Here is a 16,393-nt window from a genome sequence, read left to right as displayed (position 1 = left end):
GGGTCGCGCCATGCGATGTCGCCAGCGCGCGCCCGTCAGTGCAGACCCGTCAGCCCAGTCGGCCCCGCTGGACCGACAGGGCCTCGAGCTTCGTGGTCCAGTCGGCCAGGCGCTGGCGCTCCTGCTCGACCACGGCGGCCGGCACGTTGCCACCGAACTTCGCCAGCTTGGCCTCGCTCTTGCCCTTTTCCGCGGAGACCTTGGCGATCTCCTTGTCCAGGCGCGTGCGTTCGGCGTCCAGGTCCACCAGACCTTCGAGCGGCACGAACAGCTGCATCTCGCCGACCACGGCGGGTGCGGCCGCAGGCGGTTCGCCGGCCAGCATCTCGATGCGTTCGAGCCTGCAGAGGAAGCGCAGTTGTGCGTCGAAGCGGGCGATCCGCGCGCGTCCGGTATCGTCGCCGCTGCGGACCAGCAAGGACACCTGCTTTGCCGGCGACACGCCCAGTTCGCTGCGGATGCGGCGCACGGCGGAAATGACGTCCTTCAGCCATTCGACGTCCGACTCGGCCGCCAGCAGCTCCTCGGTCGGGAATTCGTTGCCGTCGAACATCGTCGGGTAGGGCTGGACCATGATGCTGCCGGACTTGCGCAGCTTCGGCGCGACGGCCTGCCACAACTCTTCGGTCACGAAGGGGGCCAGCGGATGGAGCATGCGCAGCAGCGCGTCGAGCACGTAGACCAGCGTGTGGCGAGTGCTTTGTGCGGCTTCGGCGTCGCCGCCGTTGAGCGCCGGCTTGGCGAGTTCCACGAACCAGTCGCAGAACTGGTTCCATGCGAACTCGTACAGGCATTGCGCCAGCAGGTCGAAGCGGTAGCTGGCGAAATGCTCGCCGGCTTCGGCACTCGTGCGCGCCAGCTGCGAGAGGATCCACTTTTCCGCATCGGTCTTCGGCTGCGGCGCGCCTGCGAACACCGCATCGTCGCCGGTGTTCATCAGCACGAAGCGGGTGGCGTTCCACAGCTTGTTGCAGAAGTTCTTGTAGCCCTCGGCGCGCGCCAGGTCGAACTTGATGTCGCGGCCCGGGCCGGCCAGCGCGGCCATGGTGAAGCGCAGCGCGTCGGCACCGTGGGCATTGATGCCGTCCGGGAACTCCTTGCGCGTGGCTTTCTCGATCTTCGGTGCGTCCTGCGGTTTCATCAGGCCGGTGGTGCGCTTGGCGACCAGGTCGTCCGCGCTGATGCCGTCGATGATGTCGAGCGGGTCGAGCACGTTGCCTTTCGACTTGGACATCTTCTGCCCGTGCGAGTCGCGCACCAGGCCGGTGATGTAGACGTCGTTGAACGGCACCCGGCCGACCAGCCGGTCGGTCATCATGATCATCCGCGCGACCCAGAAGAAGATGATGTCGAAGCCGGTGACCAGCACGCTGGTCGGCAGCGCGATGTCGAACCCGAGCTCGCCCATCGCGTCTTCGTCGGGCCAGCCCTGGGTACTGAACGGGAACATCGCCGAGGAGAACCAGGTTTCCAGCACGTCCGGGTCCTGGCGCAGCGGCGCGTCGCCCAGGCCGTGTTTTTCGCGCACCTCGGCTTCGCTGCGGCCGACATGCACGTTGCCCGCCTCGTCGAACCACGCCGGGATGCGGTGGCCCCACCAGAGCTGGCGGCTGATCGTCCAGTCCTGGATGTTCTCCAGCCAGTGGCGATAGGTGTTGATCCAGTTGGGCGGGAAGAACTTCACCTCGCCCGGCTTGCCGTCGACGCCTTCGACCAGTTCGAGGCCGCGCCTGGCCAGCGCGTCCATCTGCACGAACCACTGGTCGGTCAGGAACGGCTCGATCACCTGGCCGCTGCGGTCGCCGAACGGCTGCATGATCGGCTTGGCATCGACCACCGGCGCGCCATCGGCGTCGGTCACGGCCAGGCCTTCGGCGGTGACCTGTGCAACGATGCGCGCGCGCGCTTCGTAGCGGTCGAGGCCGCGCAGTTCCGCGGGCACCAGGTTCACCGTGGACACGTCGCCGACATCCTCGCCGCGAGCTGCGCGGCCGGCGATGGCGACGCTGTCCTCGAACGACAGGCCGTCGGTGCGCATGTGCGCCGCGTCGTCCATCAGCGCGTAGAGCGGGATGCCGTGGCGTCGCGCAACCTGGTAGTCGTTGAAGTCGTGCGCGCCGGTGATCTTGACCGCGCCCGAGCCGAAGTCCGGGTCGGGGTATTCGTCGGTGATGATCGGGACCAGGCGCCGATGCGCCTTCGGCCCCACCGGGATCTCGCACAGCTTGCCCACGATCGGCGCGTAGCGCGCATCCGCCGGATGCACCGCCACGGCGCCGTCGCCGAGCATGGTTTCCGGCCGCGTGGTGGCGATGGCGATGTAGTCGCGCGTCTCGCGCAGGGTGACGTTGCCGTCGGCGTCGCGCTCGATGTATTCGTAGGTCTCGCCGCCGGCGAGCGGATACTTGAAGTGCCACATGTGGCCGGGCGCTTCGCGGTTTTCGACCTCGAGGTCGGAGATCGCGGTCTTCAGCACCGGGTCCCAGTTGACCAGGCGCTTGCCGCGGTAGATCAGCCCCTGTTCGAACAGGCGCACGAAGGCCTCGGTGACCGCGTTCGACGCCATCGGATCCATCGTGAACACGCTGCGCGACCAGTCGCCGCTGGCGCCGAGGCGGCGCATCTGGCGTTCGATGGTGTCGCCGGAGTGCTGCTTCCACTCCCACACCTTCTCGATGAACTTCTCGCGCCCGAGCGAGTCGCGGGTCTCGCCGTTGCCCTCCAGCGCGAGGTTGCGGCCGACCACCATCTCGGTGGCGATGCCGGCGTGGTCGGTGCCCATCTGCCACAGCGTGCGGAAGCCGCGCATGCGGTGATAGCGCACCAGTGCGTCCATCAGCGTGTGCTGGAACGCGTGGCCCATGTGCAGGGTGCCGGTGACGTTCGGCGGCGGCAGCAGGATGGTGTAGGCCGGGCCGTTGCCCTGCGGGGCGAACACGCCGCTGGCCTCCCACTGCGCGTACAGCCGCGATTCGAAGGTCCTGGGGTCGTAGCCGGTGGCGAGGGTGGTCATGGCGGGTCGTGATTCGAAGGAATGGGTTGATTGTAGGAGCGCCCCATGGGCGCGATGGGCTTCCGCGGGAAGCCATCGCGCCCACGGGGCGCTCCTACATGTCGTGCTTGCTGACGTCCAGGCCGCGCGCCTTGTACTGCTTCCAGCGCTCGCGCAGCGGCTCGCGCGCCGAATCGTCGGCGGGCACCACTTCCAGCACCCGTTCGAAGCTGCCTTCCACCGCCGCGTCGCGCAGGTTGATCACCAGCGGGCGCAGCGGCGTGTCGACCTCGGGCGGCGCGATCAGCACCGGCGTGACGTCGTCCTCCTCGTCGCCGGCGACCTGGTGCGCGATGTAGGCGTCGTCGCCCATGTCCCACAGCATTTCATCCAGCGCTTCGGCCTGCGCCGCGTCGCGCGCCAGCACCAGCGTCCACAGGCCTGCATCGTGGGCCTTGCGCGCCAGCTCGCACACCAGCCGCAGCGGCTCGGCGCGGAAGCGCGGCTTGGCGATGAGGTAGAAGTCGGCGCGCATGTGAAGCCGGGAATGGGGAATGGTAAGGGCGGGCTTCGGCTTTTACCGATTCCCGATTCCCGATTCCCGATTCCCGGCCCTGTCCAGCAGCCACTGCGCCAGCAGCCCCACCGGGCGGCCGGTCGCCATGCCGCGCTTGCCTTCGCCGCTGGCGGTGCCGGCGACGTCAAGGTGCGCCCAGCGCTGGCCTTCGGTGAAGCGCGACAGGAAGCAGCCGGCGGTGACGGCGCCGGCCCAGCGGCCGCCGATGTTGTAGACGTCGGCGAAGCTCGAATCGAGCATGCCCTGGTACTCGTCCCACAGCGGCAGGCGCCAGGCGCGGTCGAAGACGTTCTCGCCGGCGTCGAGCAGTTCGGCGCCGAGGTCGTCGTGCTTGGTCATCAGGCCCGAGGCGAAGCGGCCCAGCGCGACCATGCAGGCGCCGGTGAGCGTGGCGACGTCGACGGTGGCCTGCGGCTCGTACTTCTGCACGTAGGTCAGCGCGTCGCACAGGATCAGGCGGCCCTCGGCGTCGGTGTTGCCGACTTCGATGGTCTTGCCGGACATGCTGGTGATCACGTCGGACGGGCGATAGGCGTTGCCGTCGATTGCGTTCTCGACCGCCGGCACCACCACGACCAGGTTGATCGGCAGTTTCATCTTCACCGCCGCGACGAAAGTGCCGATGACCGTGGCGCCGCCGCACATGTCGTACTTCATCTCCTCGATGCCGCCCTGGGTCTTGAGGTTGACGCCGCCGGTGTCGAAGGTGATGCCCTTGCCGACCAGCGCGAACGGCTTGGCGTCGCCGCCGCCATTCCATTTCAGCACCACGAGGTGCGGACGGTTGGCCGAGCCGCGTGCAACCGCCAGCAGCGAGCCCATGCCGAGCGCTTCCATTTGCTTCTCGTCGAGGATCTCGGACTCGGCGCCGTTGTCGGCGGCGAACTTGCGCGCCTGCCCGGCGATGTACGCCGGGTTGCAGATGTTGGGCGGCAGGTTGCCCAGGTTGCGCGCGAACTCGACGCCTTCGGCGATCGCGATGCCCTGCGCCAGCGCGGTGGCGTCGTCGCCGGCGATCGCCAGCGACTTCAGGCCGCTGTCGTCGTTCCTGGCCTTGTTCTTGTCGCCCAGCGTGGCGGTGTAGCGGTAGCTGGCATGCGCGGCGGCGATGACCGCCTGGCGGATGTTCCAGGCGGCGTCGCGACCGGGAACCGCGAGTTCGGACAGCGTGAACAGCGCGCTGGCGCAGGCACCGCCCTTGAGCGCGCGCGCCGCGTCGGCCACCGACTTGAGGTATTGCGGAACCGCGAACTTGGCCTTCTCGCCCAGGCCGACCACCAGCACGCGCGCGGCGGTGATGCCGGACAGGTCGTGCAGCAGCGCGGTGCGGCCGGTCTTGCCGGACACGTCGCCGCGCTCGGCCAGCGCCTTCAGGCGGCCGCCGCTGGCAGCGTCGAGGGCTTCGCCGGCCGGGGACAGCGACTTGTCGGCGAACATGCCGACGATGACGCAATCGGTGGCGGCGGAGGCGGGGGCGGACTGGTTCAGTGCGAATTCGAGGGTCATGGGGTCTTCTTGTGTCTTCGTAATGCGAATGGCCGCGTCGGCAGCGGTGGACGGGCGGGGCTTCGGCGGGATCCCGGGGGCGTCCATGGCCGGCATGAACGCTTCCTCACGAAACCCGCGGCGTGTTCCTTACAATTGGCCGTTCAGCAACGCAGCACGACGCTGCCGGCGCTGCGGCCGAGATGACGCGGTTGGACTCCCAATTCTAAGGCAAGCCCCGCCTGATGCTGAAAAAGCTCGATTCCTACCTGTTCCGCGAATTCGCGCAGGCCACGTTCGCCACCCTGGTGGTGCTGATGATCGTCAGCCTCGGCGGCGTGTTCGCCGACGTGCTGGGCGACGTCGCCCGCGGCCGGGTGCCGGCCGGGATGATGCTGGCCCAGCTTGGCCTGCAGATCCTCAACTACCTGCCGCTGATCCTGCCGCTGGGGCTGATGCTGGGCCTGCTGCTGGCGGTGGGGCGGCTGTACCGCGATTCGGAGATGCCGGTGCTGACCGCGATCGGGGTGGGCCCGCGGCGCCTGCTGCGGCCGCTGCTGATGCTGGCGCTGCCGGTGGTGGGGCTGATCGCGCTGTGCTCGCTGTGGCTGGGGCCGTGGGCGCGGGATTATTCGCAGAAGATGATCGAGGCCGGCAACCGCAGCCTGCTGGTGGCCGGGCTGGAGCCCGGGCGCTTCATCGAGCTGCCCGGCGGCGGCGGGGTGGTCTACGTCGGCTCGATGTCCGATGACGGCACCGGCCTGACCCGCGTGTTCGTCTACCGCCAGGACGGCGACCGCCTCGATGTCACCACCGCGCGCACCGGCAAGCTCAACGTCGACGGTGAGGATCGCTTCCTCACCCTGGGCCAGGGCTTCGAGGTCGAGGGGCCGCTGGGCGCGGGGCGCGACTATCGCCTGATGCGCTACGCCAGCAACGACCTGCAGCTGCCGGACGCCGAGGGCGACTCCGACGAGAACGACCCCGAGCGCCTGCCCACCCGCGCGTTGCTCGACGATCCGCGCCCCGAGGCCACGGCGCAGCTGCATTTCCGGCTGGGGCCGCCGCTGCTGGCGCTGGCGTTCGCGCTGCTGGCGGTGCCGCTGGGCCGCAGTTCGCCGCGGCAGACCCGCTACGGCCGGGTGATGCTGGGCTTCCTCGCCTACATGGTCGGCATGAACCTGGTCTACCTGGGCAGCGACTGGCTGGCCAAGGGCAAGCTGCCGCTGGCGGCCGGGCTGTGGTGGCTGCTGCTGCCGCTGCTGGCGTTTGCCACCTGGGCCTACCTGCGCGACGGGCGGATGCGCAGCGCGCGTTTGCCGCGGCTGGCGGCCGGGAGGCAGCGATGACGCCGTTCCCTAAAATCCACGACCTCTACGTCAGCCGCACGGTGGTGACCACGGTGCTGCTGACTTGGACGGTGCTGGTGGGCCTGGACGTGGTCAACGCGATGGTCGGCGAGTTCAGCGACATCGGGAAGGGCAATTACGGCTTCTTCGAGGCGCTGACCTACATCGCCTACACCGTGCCGCGGCGCGCCTACACGATGTTCCCCACGGTCGCGGTGATCGGCGCGCTGATGGCGCTGGGCCAGCTGGCCGCGAGTTCCGAGCTGACCGCGCTGCGCGCGGTCGGGCTGTCGCGGCGCCGGCTCAGCCTGTCGGTGGCTGCGCCGCTGCTGGTGCTGACCGCGCTGATGGTGGTCAACGGCGAAAGCCTGGCGCCCTGGGCGCAGCGCAGCGGCGACACCCTCAAGGCGGCGGCCCGGTCGAAGGACATGACCGTCGCCCAGTATTCCGGGCTCTGGGCGCGCGAGGGCGACACCTTCCTCAACGCACAGAACGGACAGGAGCACGCCGAAGGCAAGGACACCTGGCTGGAGCTCAACGACGTGCGCCTGTTCGAGTTCGCCAAGGACGGGCGGCTGGAATCGATCGCCCGAGTCGCCTCCGCCGAGCATCGCAAGAGCGGCTGGCTGCTGCGCGACGTCAAGCGCACCTATTTCGAGGACAACGCGGTCACCCAGACCGAGGTGATGGAAGAGCGCTGGGCCTCGCAGCTTGACGCCTCGGCGCTGGCCGCCAGCGCCAGCAACATCTGGCGCCCGCGCTTCATGTCCGCGCACGACCTGCGCAGCGGTATCAGCTATCGCAAGCGCAACAGCCTCGATGCCAGCGAGTTCGAGGAGTATTACTGGGGCCGCTGGTTCTACCCGCTCAACGTGCTGGCGCTGTGCCTGGCGGCGATTCCGTTCGCGTTCGGCACGCTGCGCAGCGGCGGTGCCGGCAAGCGGCTGTTCATCGGCATCGTGTTCGCACTGGGGTTCTGGCTGCTGCAGCTGCAGTTCGTGAAGCTGGCCGGTGTGTACCGCTTCGATTACCGCATCGCCTACCTGATGCCGCCGCTGGTGATGCTGGGCGTCTCGGCCTGGCTGTTCCGGCGCAGGAGCGGGTAGGAGCGCCCCATGGGCGCGATGGGCAACCGTGAACCGTGAAAGCCCATCGCGCCCATGGGGCGCTCCTACGGAGCCTTGCGCGCCACTCGCACCATGCGCGTTCCGCTGGCCCGGTCGTGCCACGCCAGCCGGTCGCGGTCGAGCCACGCCCACCAGAACCCGAGCCCCGCCGCCAGCAGCGACGCCGTGCCTACGAGATAGCGCAGGCACAGCGCCCGCCACGAAGGCACGCCGCCATCGGCAGCGACCACGCGCAGCCGCCACGGCCGCATCCCCAGCGTCTGCCCGCCGCGCCGCCAGCTGAGCACCGCATACAGCCCGCCGAGCAGCCAGCACACCAGCCACAGCAGCCACTGCAGGCCGCTGAGCGGCGCGATGTTGTCGTGCGGGTCGTGGTGGCCGGCAATCGTGTAGCCCAGGGTGAAGCACAGCGACGCCAGCATCCACAGCGCCAGCGCCGGCCAGAAGTCGTAGAACAGCGCCAGCAGGCGCAGGCCGACCAGCGGGCGTGGCGGGGCGGGCGTGGCGGCTTCGGGGGCGGTGTCGGGCATGCGCGACAGGATACCGGGCGCCCGATTGAAAGCCCTTTCCGACGCCGGGGGTCGTCCAGCGGCAGCGGCTTCGGTGGCGAGCTGTCCCGTGGCAGCCGGCAACGACCAGGAGCACGCGGCTGGAACCGCTTCCGCACGGCTGTGCTCGTTCGCTCGAAGGCTTGCGTGCCGGCGTCCGCGCTACGCTTCCACTGGCTTCCACCGATCGCCGCCCCATGTCCACGCCCGCCGACCGCCGCGCACTCACCGGAAGCCTGCCGCCGCTGCAGGAGGCCGACGCGCGCGCGATCGAGGCCTTCATCGACGCGATCTGGGCCGAAAGCGGGCTGGCCAGGCAGTCGCTGGACAGCTATCGCCGCGACCTCGAAGGCTTCGCGCGCTGGCGCAACGGTGCCTGGGGCGGGCTGGCCGGCGCGGATCGCGCGGCGCTGTTCGAGTACCTCGCCTGGCGGACGCGGCACGCCTGGTCGCCGCGCAGCAACGCGCGCCTGCTCTCGGCGCTGCGGGCGTTCTTCGGCCACCAGGTGCGGCAGGGTCGGCGCCAGGACGATCCGACCGCCTTGCTCGAACCGCCCAGGCTGCCGCGTTCGCTGCCCAAGGCGCTGGCCGAGAGCCAGATCGACGCCATGCTCGCCGCGCCGGACGTCGCCACGCCGCTGGGCCTGCGCGACCGCGCGATGCTGGAGCTGATGTACGCCGCCGGCCTGCGCGTGAGTGAGCTGGTCGGCCTGCCGGCCACCGCGGTGAACCTGCGCCAGGGCGTGCTGCGGGTCACCGGCAAGGGCAGCAAGGAGCGGCTGGTGCCGCTGGGCGAGGAGTCGCAGCACTGGCTGGAGCGTTACCTTGCCGAATCCCGCCCGCAGCTGGCCGGCAAGCGCAGCCTGCCGGCGCTGTTCCTCGGCAGCCGCGGCGAGCCGCCGAGCCGGCAGCAGTTCTGGATCCTGGTCAAGCGCTACGCCGCCGCCGCAGGGATCGATCCGGCCAAGGTCAGCCCGCACGGCCTGCGCCACAGCTTCGCCACCCACCTGCTCAACCACGGCGCCGACCTGCGCGCGCTGCAGATGCTGCTGGGGCACAGCTCGCTGTCGACCACCCAGATCTACACCCTGGTCGCGCGCGAGCACCTCAAGCAGCTGCACGCGAAGCACCATCCGCGCGGCTGAACCGGCTGCCCGGCGCCTGAACGCGGAGCCCAGCCCCGGCCGCCGCGGCGGGGCGCATGCGACAATGCCGGGCTTCGAGCCTTCCCCCGGAAAATCCATGAAACAGTACCTCCTCGCCGCGCTCGGCGCCTTCAGCCTGACTGCGTGCGCGCAGACGGACAGCCCGCAGGTTGCTGCCGGGAAGGCGCCGGCCCCGGCGGTCGCCCCGGCTGCGGTCGCCAGCGCCCCGAAGGTCGAGCCCGGCTCGGCTGATGCGCGGGCCGTGGAGGCGATCCGCAAGCTCAACAGGCAGCTGCAGGTCGACCACGTCGGCGCGGCGCCGATCCCGGGCTTCCGCGAGGCCATCGTTGGCGGACAGACCCTGTACGTCAGCGATGACGGCCGCTACATGCTGCAGGGCAGCCTGTACGACCTCGATGCCCGGCGCGACCTCAGCGAAGCCAGCCTGGCCAAGCTGCGTCGCGACCTGCTCAAGACGATCCCGGTCAGCGACCGGATCGTGTTCGCGCCCGCCAACCCGAAGTACACGGTGGCGGTGTTCACCGACGTGGAGTGCGGCTTCTGCCGCAAGCTGCATTCGCAGATCGACGAGTACAACGCCGAGGGCATCGAAGTGCAGTACCTGGCGTTCCCGCGCATGGGACTGGGCAGCCCGGACTTCCAGAAGATGGTCAACGTCTGGTGCGCGACCGATCGCAAGCAGGCCCTGACCGACGCCAAGAGCGACCGCGCGGTGCCGCTGCGCAACTGCAAGAACCCCGTGACGATGGAATACGACGTGGGCCAGCGCATCGGCCTGGCCGGCACGCCGCTGATCGTTGCCGCCGACGGCTCCGCGATGCCCGGCTACATGCCGCCGAAGGAGCTGCGCGCCGCGCTCGACAAGCTGGCGGCCGCGGCCACCGGCAGCGCGGGCAGCCGGTAGGCGAAGCGGCATCGGGCGGCCGCGCCGCGTCCGGCGGGCGGTCGTCCCGGTTCCCGCGCCGCGGTTCCTGCGGACTTGCCCCCGGCTCCGGCTACAATGACGCCCCCCGCAGCTCCCGACCGCCTCCGGACATGATCGTCCTCGAGGGCCAGCCGGCCCTGTCGCAGTTCCGCCGCGAACGCCTCGAAACCCGCCTCCAGGCACTGTCGCCGGACGTCCGCGTGGCCGGTGCCTGGCACGTGTACTGGATCGAGCCGGAAGCCGCCGCGCAGGCGGTCGACAGCGCCGCGCTGCATCGCATCCTGCAGGCCGGCGACAGCCCCGCCGCGCGCGAAGGCGATGCAACCTCGCGCTACGTCGCCCCGCGCCTGGGCACGATTTCACCGTGGGCCAGCAAGGCCACCGAACTGCTGCGCGGCGCCGGCCTTGCGGTGAAGCGCGTCGAACGCGGCCTGCGGATCGACATCGCGGGCTGGCCAAGGGCGGCGGCGGACAGCGACGCGCTGGCCAACCTGCTGCACGACCCGATGACGCAGTCGCTGCTCGCCTCGCACGACCAGGCCGCCGCGCTGTTCCACGCGCCCGCGCGCGGCAAGCTCGAGCGCATCGCGCTGGCCGATCTCGAAGCGGCCAACGCGCGCCTCGGCCTGGCGCTGGCCGACGACGAGATCGACTACCTGCGCCAGCGCTTCGGCGAGCTGGGCCGCGACCCCAGCGACGTCGAGCTGATGATGTTCGCGCAGGCCAACTCAGAGCATTGCCGGCACAAGATCTTCAACGCCACCTGGACGATCGACGGGCAGGACATGCGGCTCGACGACGGCTCGCACGACGTCGGCGCGCCTGCGTCGCTGTTCAAGATGATCAAGCACACCCACGCGCGCACGCCGCAGTACACGCTGTCGGCGTACAGCGACAACGCCGCGGTGGTCGAAGGCTATCCGGCGCGGCGTTTCCGCCCGGACCCGCGGACGCACGCTTACCGGGCCGAGCCGCAGCGCGACAGCGCGTTCTGCATCAAGGTCGAGACCCACAACCACCCGACCGCGATCTCCCCGTTCGCGGGCGCGGCCACCGGCGCCGGCGGCGAGATCCGCGACGAGGGCGCGACCGGCCGCGGCGGCAAGCCCAAGGCCGGGCTGTGCGGTTTCTCGGTGTCGCACCTGCGCATCCCGACGCTGCCGCAGCCGTGGGAACATCCGCGCGCGCTGAATCCGCGCATGGCGCCGGCGCTGGAGATCATGCTCGACGGCCCGCTCGGCGCGGCCGCGTTCAACAACGAATTCGGCCGACCGAATCTCACCGGCTACTTCCGCTCGTTCGAACTCGAGCAGCCCGCGCACGGCGACGATCCCGCGCTGGTCCGCGCCTACGACAAGCCGATCATGCTCGCCGGCGGGCTGGGCGCGATCGACCGGGCGATGGTCGAAAAGACATTGCTGTCGCCCGGCGACGCGGTGATCGTGCTTGGCGGCCCGGCGATGCTGATCGGCCTGGGCGGCGGCGCGGCCAGTTCGGTGGCATCGGGCGAGAGCGCCGAGGACCTCGATTTTGCGTCCGTGCAGCGCGACAACCCGGAGATGGAGCGTCGCTGCCAGGAAGTGCTCGACCGCTGCGTCGCGCTCGGCGACGACAACCCGATCCTGTGGTGCCACGATGTCGGTGCCGGCGGCCTGTCGAACGCGATCCCGGAGCTGCTGCACGACTCCGGCGTGGGCGGCGTGATCGACCTCGACAAGGTGCCCAGCGACGATCCTTCACTGTCGCCGCTGCAGCTGTGGTGCAACGAATCGCAGGAACGCTACGTGCTCGGCGTGGCGCAATCACAGCTGGCCGAGTTCGCGGCGCTGTGCGAGCGCGAACGCTGCCCGTTCGCGGTGGTAGGCACGGCGACGGCGGAAGAGCGGCTGGTGGTCGGCCACGGCGTTTCCCTTCTCCCTCCGGGAGAAGGTGCCCGAAGGGCGGATGAGGGAACGCAGCCACAAGTTGCATCGAGGGGTAATCGCAGCGGAGAGTCCACGCCCTCATCCGTCGCTGCGCGCCACCTTCCCGCGGAGGGAGAAGGAACGACGGCGCACCCGATCGACCTGCCCATGGACGTGCTGTTCGGCAAGCCGCCGAAGATGCACCGCGATGCGCGCCGCCCGCGCCACTCGCGCTGGACGTCGCTGTCGACCGACACGCTCGACCTGCACGAAGCCGGGCTGCGCGTGCTCGCGCACCCGACCGTGGCCTCGAAGAGTTTCCTGGTCACCATCGGCGACCGCAGCGTCGGCGGGCTCACCGCGCGCGACCAGATGGTCGGGCCGTGGCAGCTGCCGGTTGCGGACTGCGCGATCACGCTGTCGGATTTCGAAGGCCACGCCGGCGAGGCGATGGCGATCGGCGAACGCGCGCCGGTTGCGCTGATCGATTCGGCCGCCGCCGCGCGCATGGCCGTGGGCGAAGCGATCACCAACCTGTGCGCCGCGCCGGTCGAAGCGCTCGACCGGATTAAGCTGTCGGCCAACTGGATGGCCGCCGCCGGCCATCCGGGCGAGGACGCGCGCCTGTTCGACGCGGTTGAAGCGGTGGGCATGGCGCTGTGCCCGGAGATCGAACTGAGCATCCCGGTCGGCAAGGATTCGCTGTCGATGCAGGCGCAGTGGCACGCGCCCGATGAAAGCGGCGACCGCGTCGCCCAAAAATCAGTGTCGCCGGTGTCGCTGGTGGTCACCGCATTCGCGCCGGTGCCCGACGTGCGCGGCCAGCTGACGCCGCTGCTGTCGCGCGACGCCGATACCGAGGTCTGGCTGATCGGCCTGGGTGCCGGCCGCCAGCGCCTCGGCGGCTCGATCCTGTCGCAGTGCTTCGACGCGTTTGGCGGCGCGGCGCCCGACCTCGACGATCCGCAGCGCCTGCGCAGCCTGTTCGAACTGGTCCGCGACGCGCGCGAAGCCGGCCTGCTGCTGGCGTACCACGACCGCTCCGACGGTGGCGCCTTCGCCGCGCTGTGCGAGATGGCGTTCTGCTCGCACCTCGGGCTCGACATCTCGCTCGAAGGCTGGGGCGGCGACCGCGCCGACGACGTCTGCCGCACGCTGTTCAACGAAGAGCTTGGCGCGATCGTGCAGATCCACGGCGCCGACCGCGCCGAGTTCGCGGATCTCGTCGCACGCCATGGACTGATCGAATGCGCCCAGCGCATCGCCCGGCCCAGCACCGCGCCGTCGATTCGCGTCATCGACGACGGCAAGACCCTGGTGGAGTGGCACTGGGAAGCGCTGTTCGGCGCCTGGTGGGCGACCAGCCACGCGATGCAGCGGCTGCGCGACGATCCCGAATGTGCCGACGAGGAGCGCGCCGCGGTGTGCCGCTTCGACGCACCGGGGCTGCACCCGACGCTCACGTTCGACCCTTCCGAGGACGTTGCCGCGCCGTACGTCAATGCCGGCGCCGCGCCGCGCGTGGCGATCCTGCGCGAGCAGGGCGTCAATGGCCAGATCGAGATGGCCTCGGCCTTCGTGCGCAGCGGTTTCGAAGCCGTCGACGTGCACATGAGCGACTTGATCGCAGGCCGCGCCGACCTGTCGACGTTCGCCGGCCTGGTGGCCTGCGGCGGCTTCAGCTACGGCGACGTGCTCGGCGCCGGCCGCGGCTGGGCCACCTCGATCCTCGAGCGCGAAGCGCTGCGCGAGGCGTTCGAACGCTTCTTCGCGCGTGGCGACACCTTCTCGCTGGGCGTATGCAACGGCTGCCAGATGATGTCGCAGCTCAAGGCCATCATTCCCGGCGCCGATCACTGGCCGCAGTTCCTGCGCAACCGCAGCGAACAGTTCGAGGCCCGCTTCGGCATGCTGGAAGTGGTCGAGTCGCCATCGCTGTTCTTCGGTGGCATGTCCGGCTCGCGGCTGCCGGTCGCCATCGCCCACGGCGAAGGCCGCGCGACGTTCGCCGATCCCGCGGAGCGAGCCGCCGCCCGCGTCGCGCTGCGCTACGTGCAGGGCGACGGCAGTCCGGCGACGCATTTCCCGGCGAATCCGAACGGTTCAACCGGCGCCATCGCAGGCCTGTGCAGCGACGATGGCCGCGCCACCATCCTGATGCCGCACCCCGAACGCACGCCGCGCATCGCCAACCTCAGCTGGGCGCCGCGCGACTGGTCGGGGGATTCGCCGTGGCTGCGCATGTTCCGCAACGTGCGCACGATCATGGAGTGAAGGCGAGGCGATCCGCGGATGTCATCAGGGCAGGTTTCCAATGCTCGAGCCGCATGTGCCGTAGGACGTCGCAAAGTTGCCAACCGTATTGCCGACACAGAATTGCATGGATCTGATGCCGGTGCCGACGACCGATTGACCCACTGCGCCCGCGAGAACCTGATTGCGGACCGCGCTGGTCAAGTTGGAGAAGCCGGCAATGCCCGTTGCGTAGCCACTTCCGTTGCTAACGTTCGGTTCGACCCCGACCACCCGGTTTTCACTGACTACGGGGCCGAGTGCCTGGATCCCGAACGGCCATGAGGGTGTCACCGAGGAGAAGACACCCTGGACATCGTTGTCGACGATACTCGCATAGGCAACGATGCCCGTTGGAGAGTGCGCTATTCCGCCAACCGCGCCGCCGGTGTCGTACACCGCATTTTGCCGGACACGGTTGTTGTCGCCGGAGACGAAGATGCCGACATCCAGGTTGTTGTCCAAGCGGTTGTCCTCCACAAGGTGGCCGGCTCCGCCCTGAAGGTGGATGCCGCTGCGGAACCCGCGCACGTTGCAGTGGCGCACGGTCGCGTTCTGCCGGTTGACGGCGTGGATTCCGATGGTTTGCGAGGTATTCCCGGCCGCCAGCCCACCGACCTTGAAATCGTTGCAGTCGATGGTGACGTTGTTGGCGTTGATCGTGATCGCGTCGCCGCTGGTATTGGCCGTGCTCAGGTCCTTGCGCAGGCACCACACGCCCTGCTTGCCGATCGTGGCCGGCAGCGAGTCGATGAAGCCGGTGCAGTTGTCATAGCTTTGCGCGGCCAGCGCCGGCTGGGCGCATGCGCCTGCCAGCAGGAGGGCGAGGGCATGGACGGAGGAACGCGGCATGGTGTCTCCTTTCGGCGGTTGCGGGACGGAAACGAGCAGCAAGGCAACAGCAGCCAGGCAATACCTGGTACGGACGGGAAATGGTGGTGGCTGCGGCCATCTTCGACGATCGGCAAGGACCGCCGGTCAACCGGGCCGCGGCATGTCCCTGCCCGCGCGATGGCACAATCCATCAGCGGCGACGTGGTGTCGTCCGGGGAGTCGTTGGTGCAGCCGCTGCTATCGATCGTCGTGATCTGCCACAACATGGTGCGCGAGGCGCCGCGCACGCTGCATTCGCTGAGTCGTCGCTACCAGCGCGGCATAGAGGACCTGGAGTACGAGGTGATCGTCGTCGACAACGGCTCGTCGCGACCGCTCGCCGAAGCGCAGGTCCGGGAATTCGGGCCGGAATTCCGGTACGTCTTCTTCCCGACGGCGTCTCCCTCGCCGGTGGCCGCCATCAATGCGGCCGTGGATGCGAGCACTGGGAGCCACGTCGTCATCTGCATTGATGGCGCGCGCATTCTCTCGCCGGGCATGCTGCGCTTCATCGCGCTTGCGATCCGGCTGTCACCGAGGCCGGTGATTGGATCGCTTGCATGGCACTTGGGAAGCAAGGTGCAGAAGGTCTCCATGCTTGAAGGCTACAACCAGGAAGCGGAGGACCGATTGCTGGCCGATTCCGGCTGGTTGGAGGACGGGTATCGGCTGTTCTCGGTAGCCTGCCTGGCCAACTCGTCCGGCAAGGGATGGTTTCGTTCGATCTCCGAGTGCAACTGCATTTGCCTGTCCAGGGGCATGTATGACGAGCTCGGCGGGTTCGACGAGCGGTTCGTCCTGGCCGGAGGCGGGTACGCCAACCTCGACTTCTACAAGCGCGCTTGCGAACTGCCGGGCGCGCAGCTGATCACCCTGCTGGGCGAAGGAACGTTCCACCAGTTCCATGGTGGTGCGGCGACGAATGCGCGGCCGGAATCGCATCCGGGTAAACGTTTCGCGGACGAATACCGCGGTCTGCGCGGGATGCCGTATGCCAAGCCGGAACAACTGCCGATCTACCTGGGCTCGTTGCCGAAGCAGGCAGTTCCCTTCCTGAGGCAATCCGCAGAGCAAGCCTAGTCCATGAGTGGCGGTGACCTCGCTGTTCTCACGGCGTCGACACCCGCGGCGCTGCGGATGAAGCCGCGCAGGTCC

General features: G+C 69.3%; 11 protein-coding genes. 6 read left to right on the top strand and 5 right to left on the bottom strand.

Going from position 1 to position 16,393, the window contains the following annotated elements:
• Nucleotides 1–49: 49 nt before the first annotated feature.
• The 3 genes from H570_RS0111550 to H570_RS0111540 form a co-directional block, all read right to left on the bottom strand.
• Nucleotides 50–3,013, bottom strand: a complete 2,964-nt coding sequence (locus H570_RS0111550; protein ID WP_027080875.1) for a valine--tRNA ligase — start codon at nt 3,011–3,013, stop codon at nt 50–52.
• A 94-nt stretch (nt 3,014–3,107) separates the two neighbouring features.
• Nucleotides 3,108–3,527, bottom strand: a complete 420-nt coding sequence (locus H570_RS0111545; protein ID WP_027080874.1) for a DNA polymerase III subunit chi — start codon at nt 3,525–3,527, stop codon at nt 3,108–3,110.
• A 42-nt stretch (nt 3,528–3,569) separates the two neighbouring features.
• Entirely contained in the window at nt 3,570–5,075 is a 1,506-nt protein-coding gene (locus tag H570_RS0111540) for a leucyl aminopeptidase (protein ID WP_027080873.1), read from the bottom strand.
• 227 nt (nt 5,076–5,302) lie between these two features.
• Between H570_RS0111540 and lptF the strand changes: the two genes are divergently transcribed.
• Nucleotides 5,303–6,403: an LPS export ABC transporter permease LptF gene (gene lptF, locus H570_RS0111535; RefSeq protein WP_027080872.1), complete on the top strand. Its 1,101-nt coding sequence runs from the start codon at nt 5,303–5,305 to the stop codon at nt 6,401–6,403.
• On the top strand, nt 6,400–7,509 hold the full coding sequence (lptG, locus tag H570_RS0111530; RefSeq protein WP_027080871.1) for an LPS export ABC transporter permease LptG: 1,110 nt from the start codon (nt 6,400–6,402) through the stop codon (nt 7,507–7,509). The genes lptF and lptG overlap by 4 nt, the downstream gene beginning before the upstream one ends.
• A gap of 65 nt (nt 7,510–7,574) precedes the next feature.
• Here lptG and H570_RS0111525 read toward each other — a convergent pair whose 3' ends face one another.
• Entirely contained in the window at nt 7,575–8,060 is a 486-nt protein-coding gene (locus H570_RS0111525; RefSeq protein ID WP_036136031.1) for an RDD family protein, read from the bottom strand.
• Between the two features lie 215 nt (nt 8,061–8,275).
• Here H570_RS0111525 and xerD point away from each other — a divergent pair, with 215 nt between their 5' ends.
• The 3 genes from xerD to purL all read left to right on the top strand — a co-directional run bounded on the left by xerD (nt 8,276) and on the right by purL (nt 14,347).
• Nucleotides 8,276–9,223 carry a site-specific tyrosine recombinase XerD gene (xerD, locus tag H570_RS0111520; RefSeq protein WP_036136028.1) on the top strand — a complete coding sequence of 316 codons (948 nt, stop codon included), beginning with the start codon at nt 8,276–8,278 and terminating at the stop codon, nt 9,221–9,223.
• Between the two features lie 97 nt (nt 9,224–9,320).
• A complete protein-coding gene (locus H570_RS0111515; protein WP_027080868.1) occupies nt 9,321–10,148 on the top strand; it encodes a DsbC family protein in 828 nt (275 codons plus the stop codon).
• Nucleotides 10,149–10,279: 131 nt separating this feature from the next.
• The gene (purL, locus tag H570_RS0111510) at nt 10,280–14,347 is read left to right on the top strand and encodes a phosphoribosylformylglycinamidine synthase (RefSeq protein WP_027080867.1); all 4,068 of its coding nucleotides are present in this window, start codon (nt 10,280–10,282) and stop codon (nt 14,345–14,347) included.
• Between the two features lie 24 nt (nt 14,348–14,371).
• Here purL and H570_RS0111505 read toward each other — a convergent pair whose 3' ends face one another.
• Complete coding sequence (locus tag H570_RS0111505; RefSeq protein ID WP_027080866.1) at nt 14,372–15,217, bottom strand: right-handed parallel beta-helix repeat-containing protein; 846 nt, start codon at nt 15,215–15,217, stop codon at nt 14,372–14,374.
• Here H570_RS0111505 and H570_RS17355 point away from each other — a divergent pair.
• Complete coding sequence (locus H570_RS17355; RefSeq protein WP_211219107.1) at nt 15,197–16,318, top strand: glycosyltransferase; 1,122 nt, start codon at nt 15,197–15,199, stop codon at nt 16,316–16,318. The genes H570_RS0111505 and H570_RS17355 overlap by 21 nt on opposite strands.
• Nucleotides 16,319–16,393: the final 75 nt, after the last annotated feature.

This window comes from Luteimonas mephitis DSM 12574 (assembly GCF_000422305.1).
GTDB classification, from domain to species: Bacteria; Pseudomonadota; Gammaproteobacteria; order Xanthomonadales; family Xanthomonadaceae; genus Luteimonas; species Luteimonas mephitis.
This window is presented reverse-complemented; position numbering and strand designations above follow the sequence as displayed.